23 protein-coding genes and 1 pseudogene are annotated in these 19288 nt (G+C 63.4%); 7 read left to right on the top strand and 17 right to left on the bottom strand.

The genetic code is table 11. The features are described from left to right. The 6 genes and pseudogenes from Q0L57_RS22250 to Q0L57_RS22225 form a co-directional block, all read right to left on the bottom strand. Nucleotides 1-89, bottom strand: a pseudogene (locus tag Q0L57_RS22250) (peptidase); the annotation flags it as partial. 32 nt (nt 90-121) lie between these two features. Then, entirely contained in the window at nt 122-916 is a 795-nt protein-coding gene (locus tag Q0L57_RS22245) for a transglutaminase family protein (RefSeq protein WP_296745192.1), read from the bottom strand. A gap of 20 nt (nt 917-936) precedes the next feature. Next, complete coding sequence (locus Q0L57_RS22240) at nt 937-1878, bottom strand: alpha-E domain-containing protein (protein WP_296745191.1); 942 nt, start codon at nt 1876-1878, stop codon at nt 937-939. 125 nt (nt 1879-2003) lie between these two features. Further along, on the bottom strand, nt 2004-3416 hold the full coding sequence (locus Q0L57_RS22235; protein WP_296745190.1) for a circularly permuted type 2 ATP-grasp protein: 1413 nt from the start codon (nt 3414-3416) through the stop codon (nt 2004-2006). Nucleotides 3417-3584: 168 nt separating this feature from the next. After that, nucleotides 3585-3821 (bottom strand): Lrp/AsnC ligand binding domain-containing protein, encoded by a 237-nt coding sequence (locus tag Q0L57_RS22230; protein ID WP_296745189.1) that lies wholly within the window; start codon nt 3819-3821, stop codon nt 3585-3587. A 67-nt stretch (nt 3822-3888) separates the two neighbouring features. Then, nucleotides 3889-4464 (bottom strand): DsbA family protein, encoded by a 576-nt coding sequence (locus tag Q0L57_RS22225; protein ID WP_296745188.1) that lies wholly within the window; start codon nt 4462-4464, stop codon nt 3889-3891. A gap of 254 nt (nt 4465-4718) precedes the next feature. Here Q0L57_RS22225 and Q0L57_RS22220 point away from each other — a divergent pair, with 254 nt between their 5' ends. Beyond that, on the top strand, nt 4719-5138 hold the full coding sequence (locus tag Q0L57_RS22220; RefSeq protein ID WP_296745187.1) for a DUF4864 domain-containing protein: 420 nt from the start codon (nt 4719-4721) through the stop codon (nt 5136-5138). Nucleotides 5139-5141: 3 nt separating this feature from the next. Here Q0L57_RS22220 and tgt read toward each other — a convergent pair whose 3' ends face one another. From tgt to coaD, 6 genes are all read right to left on the bottom strand, one after another. Further along, the gene (gene tgt / locus Q0L57_RS22215) at nt 5142-6272 is read right to left on the bottom strand and encodes a tRNA guanosine(34) transglycosylase Tgt (RefSeq protein ID WP_296745186.1); all 1131 of its coding nucleotides are present in this window, start codon (nt 6270-6272) and stop codon (nt 5142-5144) included. After that, on the bottom strand, nt 6265-7362 hold the full coding sequence (queA, locus tag Q0L57_RS22210) for a tRNA preQ1(34) S-adenosylmethionine ribosyltransferase-isomerase QueA (RefSeq protein WP_296745185.1): 1098 nt from the start codon (nt 7360-7362) through the stop codon (nt 6265-6267). Before queA ends, tgt begins: the two co-directional genes overlap by 8 nt. Continuing rightward, nucleotides 7362-7808: a DMT family transporter gene (locus Q0L57_RS22205; RefSeq protein ID WP_296745194.1), complete on the bottom strand. Its 447-nt coding sequence runs from the start codon at nt 7806-7808 to the stop codon at nt 7362-7364. Before Q0L57_RS22205 ends, queA begins: the two co-directional genes overlap by 1 nt. A 13-nt stretch (nt 7809-7821) precedes the next feature. After that, a complete protein-coding gene (locus tag Q0L57_RS22200; RefSeq protein WP_296745184.1) occupies nt 7822-8334 on the bottom strand; it encodes a peptidylprolyl isomerase in 513 nt (170 codons plus the stop codon). A gap of 28 nt (nt 8335-8362) precedes the next feature. Beyond that, nucleotides 8363-8860 (bottom strand): peptidylprolyl isomerase, encoded by a 498-nt coding sequence (locus Q0L57_RS22195; RefSeq protein WP_296745193.1) that lies wholly within the window; start codon nt 8858-8860, stop codon nt 8363-8365. A 114-nt stretch (nt 8861-8974) separates the two neighbouring features. Continuing rightward, on the bottom strand, nt 8975-9475 hold the full coding sequence (gene coaD / locus Q0L57_RS22190) for a pantetheine-phosphate adenylyltransferase (protein WP_296745183.1): 501 nt from the start codon (nt 9473-9475) through the stop codon (nt 8975-8977). 193 nt (nt 9476-9668) lie between these two features. Here coaD and Q0L57_RS22185 point away from each other — a divergent pair, with 193 nt between their 5' ends. Further along, nucleotides 9669-9821 (top strand): hypothetical protein, encoded by a 153-nt coding sequence (locus tag Q0L57_RS22185; protein WP_296745182.1) that lies wholly within the window; start codon nt 9669-9671, stop codon nt 9819-9821. Between the two features lie 53 nt (nt 9822-9874). Here Q0L57_RS22185 and gyrA read toward each other — a convergent pair whose 3' ends face one another. Continuing rightward, nucleotides 9875-12667, bottom strand: a complete 2793-nt coding sequence (gene gyrA, locus Q0L57_RS22180; RefSeq protein ID WP_296745181.1) for a DNA gyrase subunit A — start codon at nt 12665-12667, stop codon at nt 9875-9877. Between the two features lie 209 nt (nt 12668-12876). Here gyrA and Q0L57_RS22175 point away from each other — a divergent pair, with 209 nt between their 5' ends. Both Q0L57_RS22175 and Q0L57_RS22170 read left to right on the top strand, forming a co-directional pair. Beyond that, entirely contained in the window at nt 12877-14580 is a 1704-nt protein-coding gene (locus Q0L57_RS22175) for a SulP family inorganic anion transporter (protein WP_296745180.1), read from the top strand. Then, nucleotides 14577-15197, top strand: coding sequence for a ParB-like protein (locus Q0L57_RS22170; protein WP_296745179.1), 621 nt, complete (start codon nt 14577-14579; stop codon nt 15195-15197). The genes Q0L57_RS22175 and Q0L57_RS22170 overlap by 4 nt, the downstream gene beginning before the upstream one ends. Nucleotides 15198-15202: 5 nt before the next feature. Here the strand turns inward: Q0L57_RS22170 and Q0L57_RS22165 are convergent, their stop codons facing one another. Next, on the bottom strand, nt 15203-16033 hold the full coding sequence (locus Q0L57_RS22165) for an AraC family transcriptional regulator (protein WP_296745178.1): 831 nt from the start codon (nt 16031-16033) through the stop codon (nt 15203-15205). 85 nt (nt 16034-16118) lie between these two features. Between Q0L57_RS22165 and Q0L57_RS22160 the strand changes: the two genes are divergently transcribed. The 3 genes from Q0L57_RS22160 (at nt 16119) to Q0L57_RS22150 (ending at nt 17874) form a co-directional block, all read left to right on the top strand. Beyond that, the gene (locus Q0L57_RS22160; RefSeq protein ID WP_296745177.1) at nt 16119-16649 is read left to right on the top strand and encodes a hypothetical protein; all 531 of its coding nucleotides are present in this window, start codon (nt 16119-16121) and stop codon (nt 16647-16649) included. Nucleotides 16650-16672: 23 nt separating this feature from the next. Beyond that, entirely contained in the window at nt 16673-17050 is a 378-nt protein-coding gene (locus tag Q0L57_RS22155) for a VOC family protein (RefSeq protein ID WP_296745176.1), read from the top strand. 194 nt (nt 17051-17244) lie between these two features. Further along, nucleotides 17245-17874: a MarC family protein gene (locus Q0L57_RS22150; protein ID WP_296745175.1), complete on the top strand. Its 630-nt coding sequence runs from the start codon at nt 17245-17247 to the stop codon at nt 17872-17874. Nucleotides 17875-17894: 20 nt separating this feature from the next. Here Q0L57_RS22150 and Q0L57_RS22145 read toward each other — a convergent pair whose 3' ends face one another. The 3 genes from Q0L57_RS22145 to ssb form a co-directional block, all read right to left on the bottom strand. Then, nucleotides 17895-18320, bottom strand: a complete 426-nt coding sequence (locus tag Q0L57_RS22145; protein WP_296745174.1) for an OsmC family protein — start codon at nt 18318-18320, stop codon at nt 17895-17897. 30 nt (nt 18321-18350) lie between these two features. Continuing rightward, nucleotides 18351-18749 carry a DUF2306 domain-containing protein gene (locus Q0L57_RS22140; protein WP_296745173.1) on the bottom strand — a complete coding sequence of 133 codons (399 nt, stop codon included), beginning with the start codon at nt 18747-18749 and terminating at the stop codon, nt 18351-18353. Between the two features lie 33 nt (nt 18750-18782). Beyond that, on the bottom strand, nt 18783-19288 hold a 506-nt coding region (gene ssb / locus Q0L57_RS22135; RefSeq protein ID WP_296745172.1), incomplete at its 5' end, for a single-stranded DNA-binding protein.

The raw sequence follows: 19288 nt of genomic DNA, 5'->3' as shown, positions 1-19288 counted from the left end.
GTCGAGATCGAATCCATGCCGGCATTGGTGCGCGTGTCCGACATGAACACGAGCCCGCGGTCGATCTTGAGGCCGACGCAATAGGTCATGAGTCTTCTTCCGGCAGCGAATCTTGCGGAAATTACTGCTCTACCGTGACGGTGACGGCAAGCTTCTCCTGCGCCTGCCCGAGCAGTATCCCCGATACCGGGGAGGCATCGCGATAGTCGCGCCCCGTCGCCACCCTCACATAGCGCTCGTCGGGCGAGATGCCGTTTGCCGGGTCGAAGGCAACCCAGCCGAGACCTGGAACATGCGCTTCGGCCCAGGCGTGGCTTGCCGCCTGCTCGACGGCGGCATCCATCATCAGGTAGCCGCTGACATAGCGGGCGGGAAAGCCCATCGCACGCGCCGCCGCGGCGAAGACATGGCTGTGGTCCTGGCAAACACCCGACTTCTGCACCAAGGCTTCCTCAGCGGAGGTCGCGACGCTGGTCGCGCCTAGCTTGTAGGCAACGCGCTCGCCGATCATGCCCATCAGCCGGTGCAGGCGTTCGATATCCGTCCCCGCGCCGATCGTGGCTACAAGCTCCTTGACGCCTTCGCCGGCTGTGGTCAGCGGCGTCTCCTGGCCGAACAGCCATAGCGGCGCGAAACCGCGGTGCGGACCCGACACGCCGGTCGTATCGCGCGTCGTCACCTCGCCTGCCGCCTCGACCGTGATGGTATTGTGGCCGCCCTCGGCGCTCACCAACCGCGTATCATTGCCGAAATGGTCGCTGAACCGGACCTCCTCGCGCGCACCGTCAATACCGATCGTCCAGGAAGCCACTGTCTGCGTATGCCCGCTCAACGGCAGCAGACGCAGACGCTGCAGCAGATACTGCACTGGCGCATCGTAGTGATATTCGGTCCGATGGGTGATCTTGAGTCGCATGGCGCCAGCCCCTTCAGCGCTCAGTAGAACCGGTAGTCCTGGGCGATCTCGTCGCCCAGCCTGGTGTTGTCGCCAATGAATTCGACCAGGAATTCGTGCAGGCCGTGGTCGAATATATCCTTGATCGAACCCTTCTTCAGCATGCTCTGGATCTTCTCGGCCGTCGTGTGGCAGGCATGGCGCTCGCCATAGTCGTCCGCCAGGAACCTCAGATGCTCGCCGAGGAAGCGATAGCAGAAGGTGAGCGAGCGCGGCATGCGGACGTTGAGGATCAGATAGTCGGCTATGTTAGTCGGCTTATAATCCGCGTCATAGACCCATCGGTAGGACCGGTGCGCCGAGACCGACCGCAGGATCGACTCCCACTGGTAGTTGTCGAGCGTCGAGCCGACCCAGGAGATTGACGGCAACAGCACGTAATATTTGACGTCGAGGATGCGGGCGGTGTTGTCGGCGCGCTCGACGTAGGTGCCAAGCTGAGAGAAGTCGAAAATCTCATTGCGCAGCATGGTGCCGTAGAAGGAGCCACGGATCAGCGCGGTCTCGCGCTTGATGGCGTCGAGCACCGTCGGCAGGTCGCGCTCGTCGATCGGCCTTGCCAGCATACGCTTCAGAGACATCCAGGCTTCGTTGATGCTCTCCCAGGTCTCACGAGTCAGCGCCGTGCGCACCATGCGGGCATTGTTGCGCGCTGTCTCGATCGACGACATTGTGCTCGACGGGTTCGATGTATCGCGCAGCAGGAAGTCGGAGACGTTGGCGGCGGTGTAATCCTGGTACTTCTGCGAGAAGGTGTAATCCGAGCCGGCGCTGAGCAGCACGGAATTCCATTCCTCCGACGCGCTCTGCGTGCGCGTCAGCGCCATGCGCAGACCGGCGTCGACCAAGCGCGCCATGTTTTCGGCCCGCTCGATATAGCGGTTCATCCAGTAGAGACCGTTGGCAGTGCGGCCGAGAAGCATGTCAGGCCCTTTGGGCTAGCGAATAAGGAATGGTGAGTAGCGAGTAGTGAAAGTTCGATTTTCGATTGAATATGGCATTGCTCTGTCGCCTCTACTCACCACGGACCATTCCCTACTTGCTCGTCTCAATCATCCAGCACCCAGGTATCCTTGGTGCCGCCGCCCTGCGATGAGTTGACCACCAGCGAACCTTCCTTCAGCGCGACGCGCGTCAGCCCGCCTGGCACGATCTGGATGCGGTCGGAGACAAGCACATAGGGGCGCAGATCGACGTGCCGCGGCGATAGGCCCTTTTCGGTAAGGATCGGACAGGTCGACAGCGCCAGCGTCGGCTGCGCGATGTAGTTGGACGGCTTTGCCTGCAGCTTCTTGGCGAAGTCCTGGCATTCCTTCTTGGTCGCAGCCGGGCCGACCAGCATGCCGTAGCCGCCCGAGCCGTGCACTTCCTTGATGACCAGCTCCCCGATGTGCTCGAGCACATATTTCAGGCTGTCCGGCTCCGAGCAGCGCCAGGTCGGGATGTTGCCGAGGATCGGCTTGCGTCCGGTATAGAACTCGACGATCTCCGGCATGTAGGAATAGATCGCCTTGTCGTCGGCAATGCCGGTGCCCGGCGCGTTGGCGATGGTGATGTTGCCGGCGCGGTAGACATCCATGATGCCGGGCACGCCCAGCGCCGAATCCGGCCTGAAGGTCAGCGGATCGAGGAAGGCGTCGTCGACACGCCGGTAGAGCACGTCGATCTGCTTGTAGCCTTCCGTGGTGCGCATGGCGACATGGCCGTCGACGACGCGCAGGTCCTGCCCCTCGACCAGTTGCACACCCATTTGGTCGGCCAGGAAGGCATGCTCGAAATAGGCGGAGTTGTAGGAACCCGGCGTCAGCACGGCGATGGTCGGCGCGCCTTTCACGCCCTGCGGCCGCACCGCGGCCAGCGACTGGCGCAGGAGCTGCGGATAATTCTCGACCGGCCGCACCTTGATCTGCTGGAACAGCTCCGGGAAGAGCTGCATCATCGTCTCGCGGTTCTCCAGCATATAGGAGACGCCGGAAGGCGTGCGGGCATTGTCCTCCAGCACATAGAATTCGTTTTCGCTGATGCGGACGATGTCGACGCCGATGATGTGGGTATAGACGCCCGCCGGCGGCTTGACCCCGATCATCTCGGGCAGGAACGCCTCGTTCTTCGCGACGAGTTCCCTGGGAACGCGCCCTGCCCTCAGGATTTCCTGGCGGTGATAGATGTCGTCGAGGAAGGCATTCAACGCCTGCACGCGCTGCTCGATACCCTGGGTCAGCCGCCGCCATTCCTGGCCGGAAATGATGCGCGGCACGATATCGAAGGGGATCAGGCGCTCGGAGGCATCCTGCTCGCCATAGACGGCGAAGGTGATGCCGGTCTTGCGGAAGACGCGCTCGGCGTCCTGCATTTTCTCTGTGAGCCTGGCCGGGTCCTGTTCCTTCAGCCAGCGATCGTAAGCCGTATATGGTCTTCTCAGTCCGGAGACTTCCGGAAGCATTTCATCGAACGCTGCCAATCGCGTACTCCCCTCTGAAGCCATTTCACTGGCCTCGTCGGAGAAAATCAAGCGCAATCGGTGATTTGAGCCGCGGCGGGCTTCACTCTATGCAAAATGCCTAAGATTATGGCAGCGCGAACGGCGCCGGGTCAGTGCTTGCCTTGCGGCCGGGCATTGCCAGGCTGGTCAGAACGCCCGGAAGGTGACGATCGTGAAGGTGTCCTTGATACCGGGCAGAATCTGCACCCTCTCGTTGATGAAGTGACCGATGTCTTGCTCGTCATCGACATAGAATTTGGCGAGCAGGTCGTAATTGCCGGCGGTCGAATAGATTTCGGAGGCGATCTCGGCATCGGCCAGCGCGCTGGCGACCTCATAGGCCTTGCCCAGGTCGCACTTGATCTGCACGAAAAATGCCTTCATTGCCGGGTCCTGCCAGTCTGCGCGAACAAGCGGCCCTTGTGGCAGACTGCCGCCCGGCTTTCAAGCATCAGGCGGCGCGCGCCTTGGCGACCGCTTGCCGCAATTCCGCGACCGTCATGCCGTGCCGATAAACCGTGCCGCCGATCACCAGCGCCGGCGTGCCGCGAAGACCAAAGGCGCTTGCCTGGGCATTCGTGCCGGCAAGCTGTGAGTCGAGCTTCGCTTGCCTGCTGGCCATGCCGGCGCGCAGGCTGGCGGCATTGACGCCGACGGATTCCAGGATGGCGTCGGTGCGATGCGGCGAGAGCCCTTGCTGATTTGCCATCAGCGCATCCACCGCTTGCGCGTAGCGCGGGCCGGCCGACAGGGCCATGCGTGCCGCATCGCGCGAGGCATCGCCGAAGATCGGCCAGTCCTTCATCACCAGGCGGACGCCTTTGTCTTCGGCCATCAGCTTGCGAAGCTGAACGAAGGCCAGCTTGCAGACCGGGCACTGGTAGTCGACGAATTCGGCGATGGTCACATCGCCTCTGGGATTACCGAGCGCCGGGGCGGCCGTCGCCAGCTCCGGCATTGCGGCCAGCACCACCAGACCTGCGGTGCCCTTCAGCAACAAACGTCGATTGATGGATTGCTCCAACATTTTTCGTCCCCTGAGGCAGTTGGCCCCACCGCCAAGGATGCGCCTCTGACATTAACGAGTGCCTAACCATGAGTGTGGCGCTGAAAAGGCGAAATCTTCGCTATCCACTGAAACCGCGGCGGTTCGCCACACGTATGATAGAGTGGATGATCAGACGGCAATGCGGGGCACGGTCCAGATGCTCAGCGTTTCGGAAGGATCATGGTAGGACGGCGATACGGGCCCTCCCGTTTTGGCTGCGATGGAGGCAGGACATGCGTCGCGCGCTATTGGCATTAGCTTTCGTTCCAATGCTCATGGCGTCCATGGCTTTTGCCGGCGACGCCGAAATCAAGGCCGCGCAGACCGTGATCGACAGCCAGTTGAAAGCCTTCCTCGCCAATGACGGCGCCGCCGCCTACAGCTTCGCTGCGCCGAATGTGAAACAGATCTTCCCGACCGTAGACACCTTCATGAACATGGTCACCAACGGCTACGCGCCGGTGCGCAAGCCGCAAAGCTATTCTTTTGGCAAGGTGGAACAGACCGGGCCGACCTCGATCGTACAGCAGGTGCTGATCGTCGGGCCCGATGGCAAGGACTATGAAGCGGTCTACACGCTGGAGCAGCAGCCCGACGGAAGCTTCAAGATCACCGGCTGCAGTCTGCGCGCCTCGACTTCGGTCAGCGCCTGAACGTCACAATGGGGGAATATCGCCCCTGGCCCAGCCTTCCGAAATCTCCGCCGCGCGCGCCTCGAACGCCTGCGCCTCGATCCCGGCGCGGATCTCCTGCATGAGCTTCTGGTAGTAGGACAGGTTGTTCCAGGTAAGCAGCATCGCGCCCAGCGCTTCCTGCGAGCGCACGAGATGATGCAGGTAAGCACGTGAATAGTCGCGCGCCGCCGGGCAGTCGCTTTCCTCGTCGAGCGGACGCGGATCGTCGGCATGGCGTGCATTCCGGAGATTGACCTTGCCGCGGCGCGTGTAGGCCAGGCCATGGCGGCCGGCGCGCGTCGGCATCACGCAGTCGAACATGTCGATGCCGCGCGCCACCGATTTCAGGATATCGTCCGGCGTGCCGACGCCCATCAGGTAGCGCGGCTTGTCGGTCGGCAACTCCGGGCATGTGATATCGAGCATCTCCAGCATCACCGGCTGCGGCTCGCCAACCGCGAGGCCGCCGACGGCATAGCCTTTGAGGTCCATCGCCTTGAGCGCCTGGGCCGAGCGTACGCGCATGACAGCGCTGTCGCCGCCCTGCACGATACCGAACATCGCCTTGCCCGGCTGGTCGCCGAACGCGGTCTTGCAGCGTTCGGCCCAGCGCAGCGACAGTTCCATCGCGCGTTCGATCTCCTTCGGCTTGGCCGGAAGCGCGGTGCATTCGTCGAGCTGCATCTGGATGTCGGAATCGAGCAGTCCCTGGATCTCGATCGACCGCTCCGGCGACATCTCGTAAGGCGCGCCGTCGATATGCGAGCGGAAGGTCACTCCCTTTTCCGTAAGCTTGCGCAGCTTCGACAGCGACATGACCTGGAAGCCGCCGCTGTCGGTCAGGATCGGATGCGGCCAGCGCGCGAACTCATGCAGGCCGCCGAGCCGCGCCACGCGTTCCGCGCCTGGCCTCAGCATCAGATGATAGGTGTTGCCGAGGATGATGTCGGCCCCCACGCCACGCACCTGGTCCATATACATGGCCTTGACGGTGCCGCCCGTGCCGACCGGCATGAAGGCCGGTGTGCGGATCTCGCCGCGCGGCATCGACACCAGCCCGCGCCGCGCCTTGCCGTCGGTGGCGAGCAGCTTGAAGGAGAAAGTCTCAGTCATTGAGTTCCCTGTCGGGCGACTGCGCCCGGTAAAGCAGGCTGGCGTCGCCATAGGAATAGAACCTGTAGCGGTCCTCGATGGCATGAGCATAGGCAGAACGCATCGTGTTCAGGCCGCTGAAGGCCGAGACCAACATGAACAGCGTCGAGCGCGGCAGGTGGAAATTGGTCATCAGCATGTCGGCCGTGCGGAAGCGATAGCCCGGCGTGATGAAGATATCGGTCGGCCCGGACCAGGCCCCGATCCCGCCTTCCTTCGTCGCGGCGCTTTCCAGCAGGCGCAGCGATGTCGTGCCTACCGCAACGATCTTCCCCCCCCGCGCCCTGGCGGCGTTGAGTGCGGCAGCCGTCTCAGCGCTCACCGAGCCGGTTTCAGCATGCATCTTATGATCGGCGGTGTCGTCGGCCTTCACCGGCAGGAAGGTACCGGCGCCGACATGCAGCGTGACGAAGCGGCGTTCGATGCCCTTGGCATCCAGTGCCGCGAACAGATCCGGCGTGAAGTGCAGCCCTGCGGTGGGCGCCGCGACGGCGCCCTCTTCACGCGCGTAGAAGGTCTGGTAGTCGCTGTGATCGCGTTCGTCGTCGTCGCGCTTCGAGGCAATGTAGGGCGGCAGCGGTATATGGCCGACAGCGTGCAGCGCCTCATCGAGGAATGGGCCGGAGAGATCGAAGCCCAGCAGCACCTCGCCGGCCTCGCCTTTCTCGATCACCGTTGCGTCGAGTTGGCCGAGGAAGCAGGAATTGCCGTCATGGCCGAAATGGACGCGGTCGCCGGCGGCGATACGCTTGCCCGGTCGCATGAAGGCCTGCCAGCGGTCCGGCGCCACCCGCATGTGCAGTGTCGCCTCGACCTGCGCCATTGCCTCGCCGCGCCTGCGAACGCCTTTCAATTGCGCCGGAATGACCTTGGTGTCATTGAACACCAGCACGTCGCCGGCTTTCAGGAGCGACGGCAGGTCGCGAACGACGCGGTCTTCCAGCCCCGCGCCGGTCTTGACGACCAGCATCCGGGCGCTGTCGCGCGGTTCTGCCGGGCGCAGCGCGATGCGCTCATCCGGCAGGTCGAAGTCGAACAGGTCGACGCGCATCAGTAGAGCCGGATGAGCAGCGCCCCGGCGAGCAGCAGCACGGCGCCGGCGACGCGGCCAACCGAAATCTCGCGCACCGCGACGCCAAGGAAACCGACGCGGTCGACGAGCATGCCGGCAAGCAGTTGGCCGGCGACGAGGAAGGCCATCAACGCTGCCGCGCCGATACGCGGCGTCAGGATGGTCGAAAGCGTGACATAGAAGCCGCCGAGCACGCCGCCGGCAACGAACAGCCAGGGCGCCGGCGCCTTCCAGTCGAGCGAGATGCCCTGCAGCTTCACCACCGAGATCGAGATGATGCCGAGCACGATGGCGCCGGACAGGAAGGAAAAGGCGGCGGCCGCGACCGGAAGGCCGAGACCGCGCGCCAATTGCGAGTTGATCGGCGCCTGGATGGCGATGAAGGCGCCGGACAATATGCCGAGCAGTGACCAGACAGCGCCCATCGTCATTTTGCCTTTACTTGACGTCCGCCGCGACCTTCAGCGACACGATCTTGTCGGGATCCTGCACCGGCTCGCCGCGCTTGATCTTGTCGACACTCTCCATGCCTTCGATGACCTGGCCCCAGACCGTGTACTGGCGGTTGAGGAAGGCGGCGTCGTCGAAGCAGATGAAGAACTGCGAATTCGCCGAGTTCGGGTTCTGCGCGCGCGCCATCGAGCAGGCGCCGCGGCCGTGATTGGCGTTGGAGAACTCGGCCTTGAGGTCCGGCTTGTCGGAACCGCCCATGCCAGCGCGCGACGGCGCGTAGGTCGGCTTCGAGGAATTGCCGAACTTGACGTCGCCGGTCTGCGCCATGAAGCCGTCGATGACGCGGTGGAACACCACGCCGTCATAGGCGCCTTCGCGTGCCAGCTCCTTGATGCGGGCAACGTGGCCAGGGGCCAGTTCGGGGTACATTTCGATGACGACCGGGCCCTTGGTCGTTTCCATGATGAGCGCGTTCTCGCGATCCTTGATCTCAGCCATGTCAGAAAATCCTTTTGAATTGAGGGGGTTATTTGCCGTCGGCGGCGATGCGGACCTTGATCATACGGTCGGGATCGGTGACCGCGCCATTATCAGCCTCATCACCCTTCTTGATCTTGTCCACCAGTTCCATGCCGCTGACCACCTTGCCGACGATGGTGTACTGGCCATCAAGGTTCGGCGCCGGCGCGAACATGATGAAGAACTGCGAATTCGCCGAGTTCGGGTCCTGCGAGCGGGCCATGCCGATCACGCCACGCGTGAACTGCTCCGTCTGCGAGAACTCGGCCGGCAGGTCGGGGAGATCGGAACCGCCCGTGCCGACGGCCTGCGGGTTGAAGCCTTTCTTCATGTTGCCGAATTTGACGTCGCCAGTCTGCGCCATGAAGCCGTCGATCACGCGGTGGAAGGCGACATTGTCATAGGCGCCCTGGCGCACCAGCTTCTTGATCTGCGCGACATGCTTGGGCGCGAGATCAGGACGCAGCGCAATAGTCACGTCGCCGTCCTTCAGCGTGATGACCATTGTGTTTTCCTTGTCGGCGGCAGCAAAGGCCGGGAAGGATGCCGCGAAAAGGCCGGCAAGCACGACGAGGAACGTAGCGAGCTTCTTCAGCTGCATGAACAGACTCCAGGATTTCTATTTCGCGAATTTGGCGGTGAGCGTACCGGCAACGGCCGCCGGCACGAAGGGACGGATGTCGCCACCCATCGATGCAATCTGGCGGACAAGTGTGGCCGTAATGGTTCGCACCGAGGGGCTGGCGGGCAGGAAAACCGTCTGGAGCTCGGGTGCCATGGTTTCGTTCATGCCGGCCATCTGCATCTCATAGTCGAGGTCGGTACCGTCGCGCAGGCCGCGGATCATGATCGAGGCGCCATGCTTGCGGGCAGCATCGATGACCAGCCCATCGAACGAGACGACCTTGATGCGATCACCGTCACGGCCGAACTCGGCCCTGGTCGCGGCCTCGATCAGTTCCACGCGTTCTTCGAACGAAAACAATGGCTTCTTGCCGGGATGGATACCGATCGCCGCATAGACGACGTCGGCCACGGCCAGCGAGGCCTTCAGCACGTCGAGATGGCCGTTGGTCAGCGGGTCGAAGGAGCCGGCGTAAAGAGCGGTGCGTTCGGTCATGGCAGGCTTCTAGCGGGCGGGCGTAAGGAAGGCAAATCCGATTAGTAGCGGGCAAGCGTGAACCATTTCGCGGACATGAACGACAGATGAATGCGACAATCACGAACGCTTCACGCAGCGTTCACTAAGTTGCCGCTTCAGGAGATGAAACCAAATCCCCATCTCATCGTTGTAAGTACAGGAGAACACGCAAATGCTGATCTACATGCTTGCCACTGCGATGACCATTGTGATGCTGATCGCAACCGCTCTGGGGTTGCATCAGGAGGCGGCGCGGGTGCGCGTCAAGGCCAACACCAAGCGGCTCGACAGCTTCGTTCCCCGCAACGTCTACCGCCGCTACTGATTTCCAGCAACGACCGCACCGGCCCATCAGGCCGGTGACGCGTAAGTAACGGCCTATTCGGGGCCCCCCTCGCCCTCGTCTGTGGTGCTTGCCTCGCCTGAAGATACCTCTTCGGCTTCCTCGTCCGACTGCGGCTCGGAAATCCGCTCGACCGAAACCACCTTCTCACCTTCGGCAGTATTGAAGATCGTCACGCCCTTGGTGGCGCGGCTGGCGAAGCGTATGCCGTTGACCGGCACGCGGATGACGGTGCCGCCGTCCGAAACCAGCATGATCTGATCGTCGTTGCCGACCGGGAAGGTCGCGACCAGCCTGCCGATCTCGGCCACTTTCGAGACATCGGTGGCGCGAATGCCCTTGCCGCCGCGGCCCGTCAGGCGGAAATCATAGGACGACGAACGCTTGCCATAGCCATATTCCGTCACCGTCAGCACCAACTGCTCATGCGCCTTGAGGAAGTCGTAGCGTTCCTCGGAAAGCTCAGCCTCCTCGCCGATCTCCTCATTGGTCAGGGCGATCTCTTCCTCTTCGCCGACAGCGCCGGCGGCGAGCCGCCTTTCGGCGGCCGCGCGCTTCAGATAGGCGGCGCGTTCTGCCGGCGAGGCATCGACATTCTCGATCACCGACATCGAGATGACGCGATCGGTTTCGGCCATCGCGATGCCGCGCACGCCGACCGAGTTGCGGCTCTGGAACACGCGCACGTCGCTGACCGAGAAGCGGATGCACTGGCCGGAATTCGCCGTCAGAAGCACGTCGTCATTGTCGGTGCAGGTCTCGACGCCGAGGATCTCGTCGCCCTCCTCGTCGAGCTTCATCGCGATCTTGCCGTTGCGGTTGACCTGGACGAAGTCGGAGAGCTTGTTGCGGCGCACGGTGCCGCGCGTGGTGGCGAACATCACGTCGAGCTCGCCCCAGCTGTTCTCGTCCTCGGGCAGCGGCATGATGGTGGTGATGCGCTCGCCCTGCTCGAGCGGCAGCATGTTGATAAGCGCCTTGCCCCGCGACTGCGGATTGCCGACCGGCAGCCGCCAGACCTTTTCCTTGTAGACGATGCCGCGCGAGGAGAAGAACAGCACCGGCGTGTGCGTGTTGGCGACGAACAGCCGGGTGACGAAATCCTCTTCCTTGGTCGACATGCCCGAGCGGCCCTTGCCGCCGCGGCGCTGCGCCCGGTAGAGCGAGAGCGGCACGCGCTTGATGTAGCCCGAATGGCTGACGGTGACGACCATGTCCTCGCGCTGGATCAGGTCCTCGTCTTCCATGTCAGCACCGCCCTCGGAGAGCTCGGTGCGGCGCGGCGTGCCGAACTCATCGCGGACGGCAATGAGCTCGTCCTTGACGATCTGCTGGATGCGCGCGCGGGACGACAGGATATCAAGGAAATCAACGATTTCCGCGCCGATCTTGTTCAGCTCGTCGGCGATCTCGTCGCGGCCGAGCGCGGTCAGGCGCTGCAGGCGCAGCTCGAGGATGGCGCGCGCCTGCTCCTCGGAGAGATTGTAGGTGCCGTCTTCATTGATGCGGTGACGCGGGTCGTCGATCAGCTTGATCAGCGGCGCGACGTCGTGGGACGGCCAGCGCCGTTCCATCAACTGGTCGCGCGCCGTCTGCGGATCGGGCGCGGTCCGGATCAGCTTGATGACCTCGTCGATGTTGGCCACGGCAATCGCAAGGCCGACCAACACGTGAGCGCGCTCGCGCGCCTTGCGCAGAAGGTATTTCGTGCGCCGGCTGATCACTTCCTCGCGGAAGCCGACAAACGCCTTCAGCATGTCGATCAGCGTCAGCACTTCCGGCTTGCCGCCGTTGAGCGCCACCATATTGGCGCCGAACGAGGTCTGCAGCGGCGTGAAACGGTAAAGCTGGTTGAGGATGACGTCGGCGACCGCGTCGCGCTTCAATTCGATGACGACCCGATAGCCTTGGCGGTCGCTTTCGTCGCGAATGTCGGAAATGCCTTCGATGCGCTTGTCACGCACCAGCTCGGCCATCTTCTCGATCATCGACGCCTTGTTCACCTGATAGGGGATCTCGGTGACGATGATCGACTCGCGGTCGTTGCCGCGCTGTTCGATGTTGACGCGGCCGCGCATGACGATGGAGCCGCGGCCCGTCGAATAGGCGTTGTAGATGCCGGAACGGCCGAGGACGATGCCGCCGGTCGGGAAATCCGGACCGGGTACGATCTCCATCAGCGACGGCAAGTCGATCGCCGGATTGTCGATGATGGCGATGGCGCCGTTGCAGACTTCGGCCAGGTTGTGCGGCGGGATGTTGGTGGCCATGCCGACCGCGATGCCGCCCGAGCCATTGACCAACAGGTTGGGGAACCGGGCCGGCAGGACTTTCGGCTCGCTGCCCGAAGCGTCGTAAGTGTCCTGGAAGTCGACCGTTTCCTTGTCGATGTCCTCCAGCAATTCATGCGCGACCTTGGTCAGGCGCGATTCCGTGTAGCGCATCGCCGCCGGCGGATCGCCGTCGATCGAGCCGAAATTGCCCTGACCGTCGATCAGCGGCACGCGCAGCGACCAGTCCTGCGCCATGCGCACCAAGGCGTCGTAGATCGAGGCATCGCCATGCGGATGGTATTTACCCATCACGTCGGCGACAGGCCGCGCCGACTTTACGTATTTGCGATTCCAGTGGTAACCGCTCTCGTGCGAGGCATAGAGGATGCGGCGATGGACCGGCTTCAGGCCGTCGCGCACGTCGGGCAGCGCGCGACTGACGATCACGCTCATGGCGTAATCGAGATAGGAGCGCTGCATCTCCTCGATGATCGAAATCGGCTCGATGCCGGTGGGGCCGCCATCCGGCCCGCGCGGTGTCTTCTGGTCGGTCAAATCAGGTCACAATCCTGTCGGGAATCACTCACCGCTTATATAGGAAGCCGGGCTGAAACTCCAATGGCGGCGGCACTTTTCCAGAGACAATTTTGATGGTAATTTCAAAAGGATACCGCTAATTGCGACGATATGGCCAAGGTCGGTTTCGCCGCGGCGGGGCAAGGTCGGCCATGGATCGTCAGACGGAAGCGAAAGCCGCGAGCGCAATGAACTGGACCTCTTGGCTGCCTTTGCGGGCGATGAGCGGCTGGACCACCAAAGACCTCAATGGCGACCTTGCAGCGGGCATCACGCTGGCCGCGATCGCCATCCCCGAACAGATGGCAACAGCGCGACTTGGCGGCTTTGCGCCGGAGATCGGTTTCTTCGCTTTCGTCGCCGGCTCCGTGGCTTTTGCCTTGTTCGGCGCCAACCGGCATCTTTCCCTCGGCGCGGATTCGACCATCACCCCCCTGTTTGCCGGCGGTCTTGCGCTCATCGCCACCTCGGGCTCGCCGCATTACCTCGCGCTGGCGTCGATGCTGGCGCTGATGGTTGGGCTGCTGGTGACGCTGAGCGGCGTCTTCCGCCTCGGCTGGATAGCCGATCTTCTGTCGGTCCCGGTCACCACCGGTTTCCTCGCCGGCATTTCCGTCCACATCATCGTCTCGCAATTGCCGGGCCTGCTCGGCCTGCCGCCCGAAAGCGGCGAGACGCTGCGGCGCGTCGGCGAGATCGCCGCCAATCTCCACCTCACCAACCCCTGGAGCCTGGTTCTCGGCGCCGGCGTGTTCGCGATCGTCTTCTTCTCGGAGCGCATTTCTCCCCGCATTCCCGCTGCACTCATAGGCATGGTGCTGGCAACGCTCGCCGTCATCGTCTTCGGGCTGAAGGATCGCGGCGTCGAGGTGCTCGGCGCGTTGCCAAACGGGCTGCCAACCGCGGCGCTGCCGCTGGTCAGCATCGAGGACGCCCAGTCCCTGGTGCCTCTGTCGTTGCTGATCGCCATCGTCGTCATGGTGCAGACAGCGGCGACCAGCCGCTCTTTCGTGCCGCCGGATGGCGAAGCGGCCGACATCAATCGCGACTTCGTCGGCGCCGGCGCCGGCAGCATCGTCTCCGGCCTGTTCGGAGCCTTTGCGGTCAATTCCAGCCCGCCGCGCACGGCGATCGTTGCCCAGACAGGCGGCCGCTCGCAATTGTCGGGCTTGATCGCGGCGGCCATCGTTTTGGCCCTCGGCGCGTTCGGCGGCAGTCTCCTTGCCAACGTGCCGCAGGCGGCGCTCGCCGGCGTGCTGATGTTCGTTGCCCAGCACATCCTGCGCTGGCAGGTGTTCGCCAACGTCTACAGGCAGGCCCCCGTGGAATTCCTGCTGATCCTTGTGACTATGGTGGCGATCGTGGTCCTGCCCATAGAGACGGGCGTTGCCATCGGCATCGGCCTGTCGCTGCTGCACGGCATTTGGGGCTCGACGCGCGCGCAGCCGATCGCACTGGCGCAGGTGCCGGGAACGTCGATCTGGTGGCCGCCGAGTGGTTCCAGCCCCGGCAATCAGCTCTCCGGCGTGGTGGTGGCGGCATTCCAGGCGCCGCTGTCCTTCGTCAACGCCGACCGTTTCAAGCGCGGCCTGCTCGACCTGATCGACGCCAGGGACCAAAGCGTCAAGCTGGTGGTGCTGGAGGCCAGCAACATCGTCGAGATCGATTACACCGCAGCCCAGGCGCTGATCGAGACCATTCGCCACTGCCGCGACAAGGGCGCTGTGTTCGCCGTCGCGCGCATGGAATCGCTGCGCGCAATGAACGCACTGAGGCGGTTCGGCATCGCCGACATGGTCGGCCAGCACCGCATATTTCACAGCGTCGATGACGCCATCAAATCACTCGGTCCGGGGGAACCGCAGCAGCAAAAACAGGATGGAATGCCATGATTACCCAGCGAGTACCGATTGTAACCCCGGTCGCCGTCGACGAGTTGAGGCCGACGCAGATAACGGTTGGCATGCGTGAAGTGGAATTGAAGCGCCAAATGATAAGGGCGCAGGACGCCAAGAAAACCGGTACTTTCCTTGGCAAGCACATGGTGCCCGTCGTGCTGGGCCCGAAAAAACGCAACTACGTCACCGACCACCACCATCTCGCACGCGCCCTCCTCGAGGAGGGCGTCAAGCAAGTCCTCGTGACCGTGATCAGCGACCTGTCCGCGCTCGACAGGGACGCGTTCCTTTTCATGCTCGACAACCGCGGCTGGATGCACCCGTTCGATCAGAACGGCAAGCGCCGGGACTATGACGCCATCCCAAAGACCATCGGCGAGCTTGTCGATGACCCCTATCGAAGCATGGCTGGAGAACTGCGGCGGTTGGGCGGCTACGCCAAGGATACGACGCCCTTCAGCGAATTCATCTGGGCGGATTTCCTGCGCCGGCGCATCGACAAGGATGCCGTGGCCAAGAACTTCGACAAGGCGATGAAGGAAGCGCTGACCCTCGCCAAGGGCAAGGACGCCGACTACCTGCCCGGATGGTGCGGACCGACTTCGGATTGACGACCCTATCTTACGTCCGCCCGGCGACCGCGGTAGGCGCCGGGCGTTGTTCCCATTTCGCGCCGGAAGCGGCGATTGAAGGTCGATAGATCGTTGAAGCCGGCATCGAAGGCGATTGTCGAGATCGACGCATCGGAACTGCGCAGCCGCACCGCCGCCCGATGCAGCCTCGTCCGCAGCAGGAACTGATAGGGCGTCATGCCGGCGACGTGCCGGAACGTGCGCAGGAAGTGATAGCGGCTGGTGGCCGTCCCATCGGCGAGTTCGGCAAGCGACAACGGCCTGTCGGCGTTGAGTTCGATCAGGCTGACCGCCTCGGAAACGCGTTTCTGGTCGCGGCCGCTGGGTGTCCGCCGCTCAGGCGCGGCACCCGCGCTCGCGGCCATAACCGCACCCGCGATGCGCAGGCCCAACTCCTCGAATGCCTCGCCCTCGCCCATTTCCCGCGCCGCTTCCGCCTCGGCGAGCAACGGTGTCAGCGCCGGCAATGGCGGCAGGCGTGGGCCGCCAAAACCAAGCCGCTTGGCACCCGGCAGGCCGGCGACGATTCGCTCCAGATAGGCCGGGGTAAAGTGGAAGGAGAGGCAGCGATCACCCGCGCCATGTTCATGGCCGCATTCGTAGCAGGCCCCGGGATTGCCGAGCAGGACGGCACCCGGCGCCAGCATGGCGGCGCCTTGGCTCGTCCGATAGCGAAAGGCGCCTTTCGTCACCGCGGCGATGCAGAAAGCACGGTGCTCCTCTTCGAACGGCCTGTCGCCGGCGGCCGCCGTGCACACCACGTCGGACACTTGCCAGCCATGCCCTGAGGCAAGAGTTCTCGCGGCAGTCGACATGCTCCAATGATAGCAATTTTTCCCAAGCGCAGAACCCTGCCACGCGCTTATTGCTTGTTCTCTCCTGACAAACGAGGCAGCAACCATGACCGACCCATTTGCCGAAGCGCTGCATAGCCGTGGGCCCGATCCCGAGTTCGCCGAAAAGCTGAAGCTCTACGGCCGCTTTATTGGCCCCTGGACGTTCGACGCCACGCGGATTCTCGAGGACGAAACAAGACTGACCGGGCGCGGGGAGGTGCATTTCGGCTGGGTTCTGGAAGGCAAGGCGGTGCAGGACGTCTGGATCCTGCCCGCGCGAGACACAGGCCCCTCACCCTCGCTTGGACCGTGGACCTTCTATGGGACGACGCTGCGTGTCTACGATCCCGGCATCGACGCCTGGCATATCTTCTGGAGCGATCCGCGCAGCCGCTATTTCAGCCGCCAGCTCGGCCGTGCCGAGGGCGACAGCATCGTTCAGCAAGGTGTCGACGACACCGGCTCTTCGGTGCGCTGGAGCTTTTCGCACATTACCGAAGACTCGTTCCGCTGGCTGGGCGAGCGCTCGCATGATGGCGGCGCGACCTGGCGCACCGAGGTCGAATTCCTGGCACGCCGCGCAATCCCAGCGTGATCAACCAACCGTGGAGAAAAACGATGCTCGACCATATCTCGATCGGCGTTCGCGACAGCGAGGCCTCGAAACGCTTCTACGACGCCGCGCTGAAGCCGCTCGGCTATTCCTGCCTCAGTCAATCACCCGGCTCGCTAGGCTATGGCGCGCAAGCCGTGGAACTTTGGGTCAATGAGGCTGGACGGCCGGTGCCACCCGACACGGACTCCGGCCTGCACTTCTGCTTCGCCGCCCCGACGCGCGCCGGCGTCGATGCCTTCCATGCGGCGGCGCTGCGCGAGGGTGGCAAGGACAACGGACCGCCAGGCCTGCGCGCTGCCTATGGCGACAACTACTACGCGGCCTTCGTCACCGACCCGGACGGCTACCGGCTCGAAGCCTATTGCAGCAAGGTCAGCTGAGCATTTTGCAGCAAATGAAATCGGTCGGCGTTGCATAAACGCGGCGAAAACAGACAGATAGCGCGGGATGCAGGCCTTGCGTCACTGTCATCCAACTCCAGCCTGGTGATTTCCCTCCCGCCCAGTTTCCAGCGCGCTTGCTTTGCTCTACCAATTGAAGAGCTTGGGCTTCGCCCGGCGGGAGGGGACCAGCGATGCCGAGCTTCGACAGCCTGTTCAACGCCTTCGTCACCATTCTGGTGACGATCGACCCGCCGGGGCTGGCGCCGCTCTTCCTTGCCGTAACGAGGGGCATGAACCGCGAGGAGCGTCAGCAAGTCTCGGTACGCGCTTCTGTGATCGGCTTCCTGGTGATGGCGTTGTTCGCCATCGCCGGCGCATCGATCCTGTCGGTGTTCGGCATCACGTTGCCGGCGTTCCGCGTCGCCGGCGGCTTCCTGCTGTTCTTCATCGCCTTCGAAATGGTGTTCGAGCGCCGCCAGGACCGCAAGGAGAAGATCGGCGACGTCGCCATCACCAAGGACATGATCCACAACATCGCCGCCTTCCCGCTGGCGATCCCGCTGATCGCCGGCCCAGGCGCGATTTCGGCGACGGTGCTTCTGTCCGGCTCGTTCCAGGGCTTTGCCGCCCAGGCGGCCCTGGTCGGCATCATCTTCCTCTGCCTTGCCATCACCTATATGGTCTTCGTGCTGTCGGAACGCATTGACCGCATCCTAGGCCAGACGGGCCGCTCGATCCTGACAAGGCTGTTGGGCGTCATCCTGGCGGCGCTTGCTGTCCAGTTCGTCGCCGACGGCATCAAGGCGCTGATGGCCGCTTAAGACGGGACTCCGCCCTACTCCTACTTCGCCGTCGTGTCGACGACCTCGAAATCATGCGTCACCTTGGCCGTCTTGGCCATCATCGCCGTGGCCGAGCAGTACTTGTCGATCGACAGATCGATCGCCCGCTTGACCTTGTCGTGCGATAGCCCGCGGCCTTTGACGATGAAATGCATATGGATGCGGGTGAACACTTTGGGTTCGGTCTCGGCACGATCAGCATCAAGCTCGACCACGCAGTCCTCGACCGCCTCGCGACCTTTTTCAAGGATGTGGACGACGTCATAGGCCGAGCAGCCACCGGTGCCGATCAGCACCAGCTCCATCGGGCTCGGTCCCGGCGTCCGGCCTTCCGGCCCATGCGCCGTGCCCAGCACCACCTTATGGCCGCTGCCGGATTCGCCGACAAAGGTGCGTTCCTCGACCCATTTGACGCGTGCTTTCACTGTACTCTTCCTTGTGAGGCTCCAGGCCGCCTATTGGCCAAACACCACGGTGTGCATGATACGGCCGGGCAGCAGCGTGAACACGCCGGCGCCGACCAACGCGAAAACATACAGCGAGATCATCACTTTGCGGTGCTTTGCCACCCGGTGGTTGTGCGCGTGCCAGACCGCCAGCGGCACCGTGATCAGCACCAGGATCGACAGGAGGTGGATCGGGCTGAAGGGCCCGATCAGGCGTATCTGCTGAATCCAGAAGCTGCTGATCGCGATGATGAGCATCAGCGCCGCCCAGACATAGCCCAGCACGCGGTGGCGCGGCGTGCCTTTCGGCAGCGCCAGTTGGAAGCCACCGATGGCCAGCGCCGCGAAAGCCGCGAACGCATGCCAGGGAATGGGAGGCGGTGCCGACAAAAGCGGTCCGAGCGACATCGCGCTTCCCCTCAAACAACCATCGACCGATGCTTAGAACGGAATCTCGTCGTCCAGTTCGCGCGACGATCCACCGCCGCCACCGCCCCTGGAACCGCCGCCGCCGCCACGGCTGAAGCCCTCGTTCGGGCCGGACTGGCCGAAGTCCGAGCCGCGGCTGCTGCCGCCGCCGGAATAGTTGCCGACCTGGCCGCCGCCGCCCTCGCCACGCGCGTCGAGCATTTGCAACTCGCCGCGGAATCTCTGCAGCACGACTTCGGTCGTGTACTTGTCGGCACCGGTCTGGTCCTGCCATTTGCGCGTCTGCAATTGGCCCTCGACATAGACCTTCATGCCTTTCTTCAGATATTGCTCGGCCACCTTGGCGATGCCCTCATTGAAAATGACGACATTGTGCCACTCGGTCTTCTCCTTGCGCTCGCCCGAATTCTTGTCGCGCCAGCTTTCCGACGTGGCGATGCGGATGTTGACGACCGGCTCGCCCGAATTCAGGCGGCGGATTTCAGGGTCCGCCCCGAGATTGCCGACCAGAATGACCT

The organism is Mesorhizobium sp., from assembly GCF_024509055.1.
Lineage (GTDB): Bacteria > Pseudomonadota > Alphaproteobacteria > Rhizobiales > Rhizobiaceae > Mesorhizobium.
Note: the sequence above shows the minus strand (reverse complement) of the source record. Positions and strands in the feature narration are given on the sequence as shown.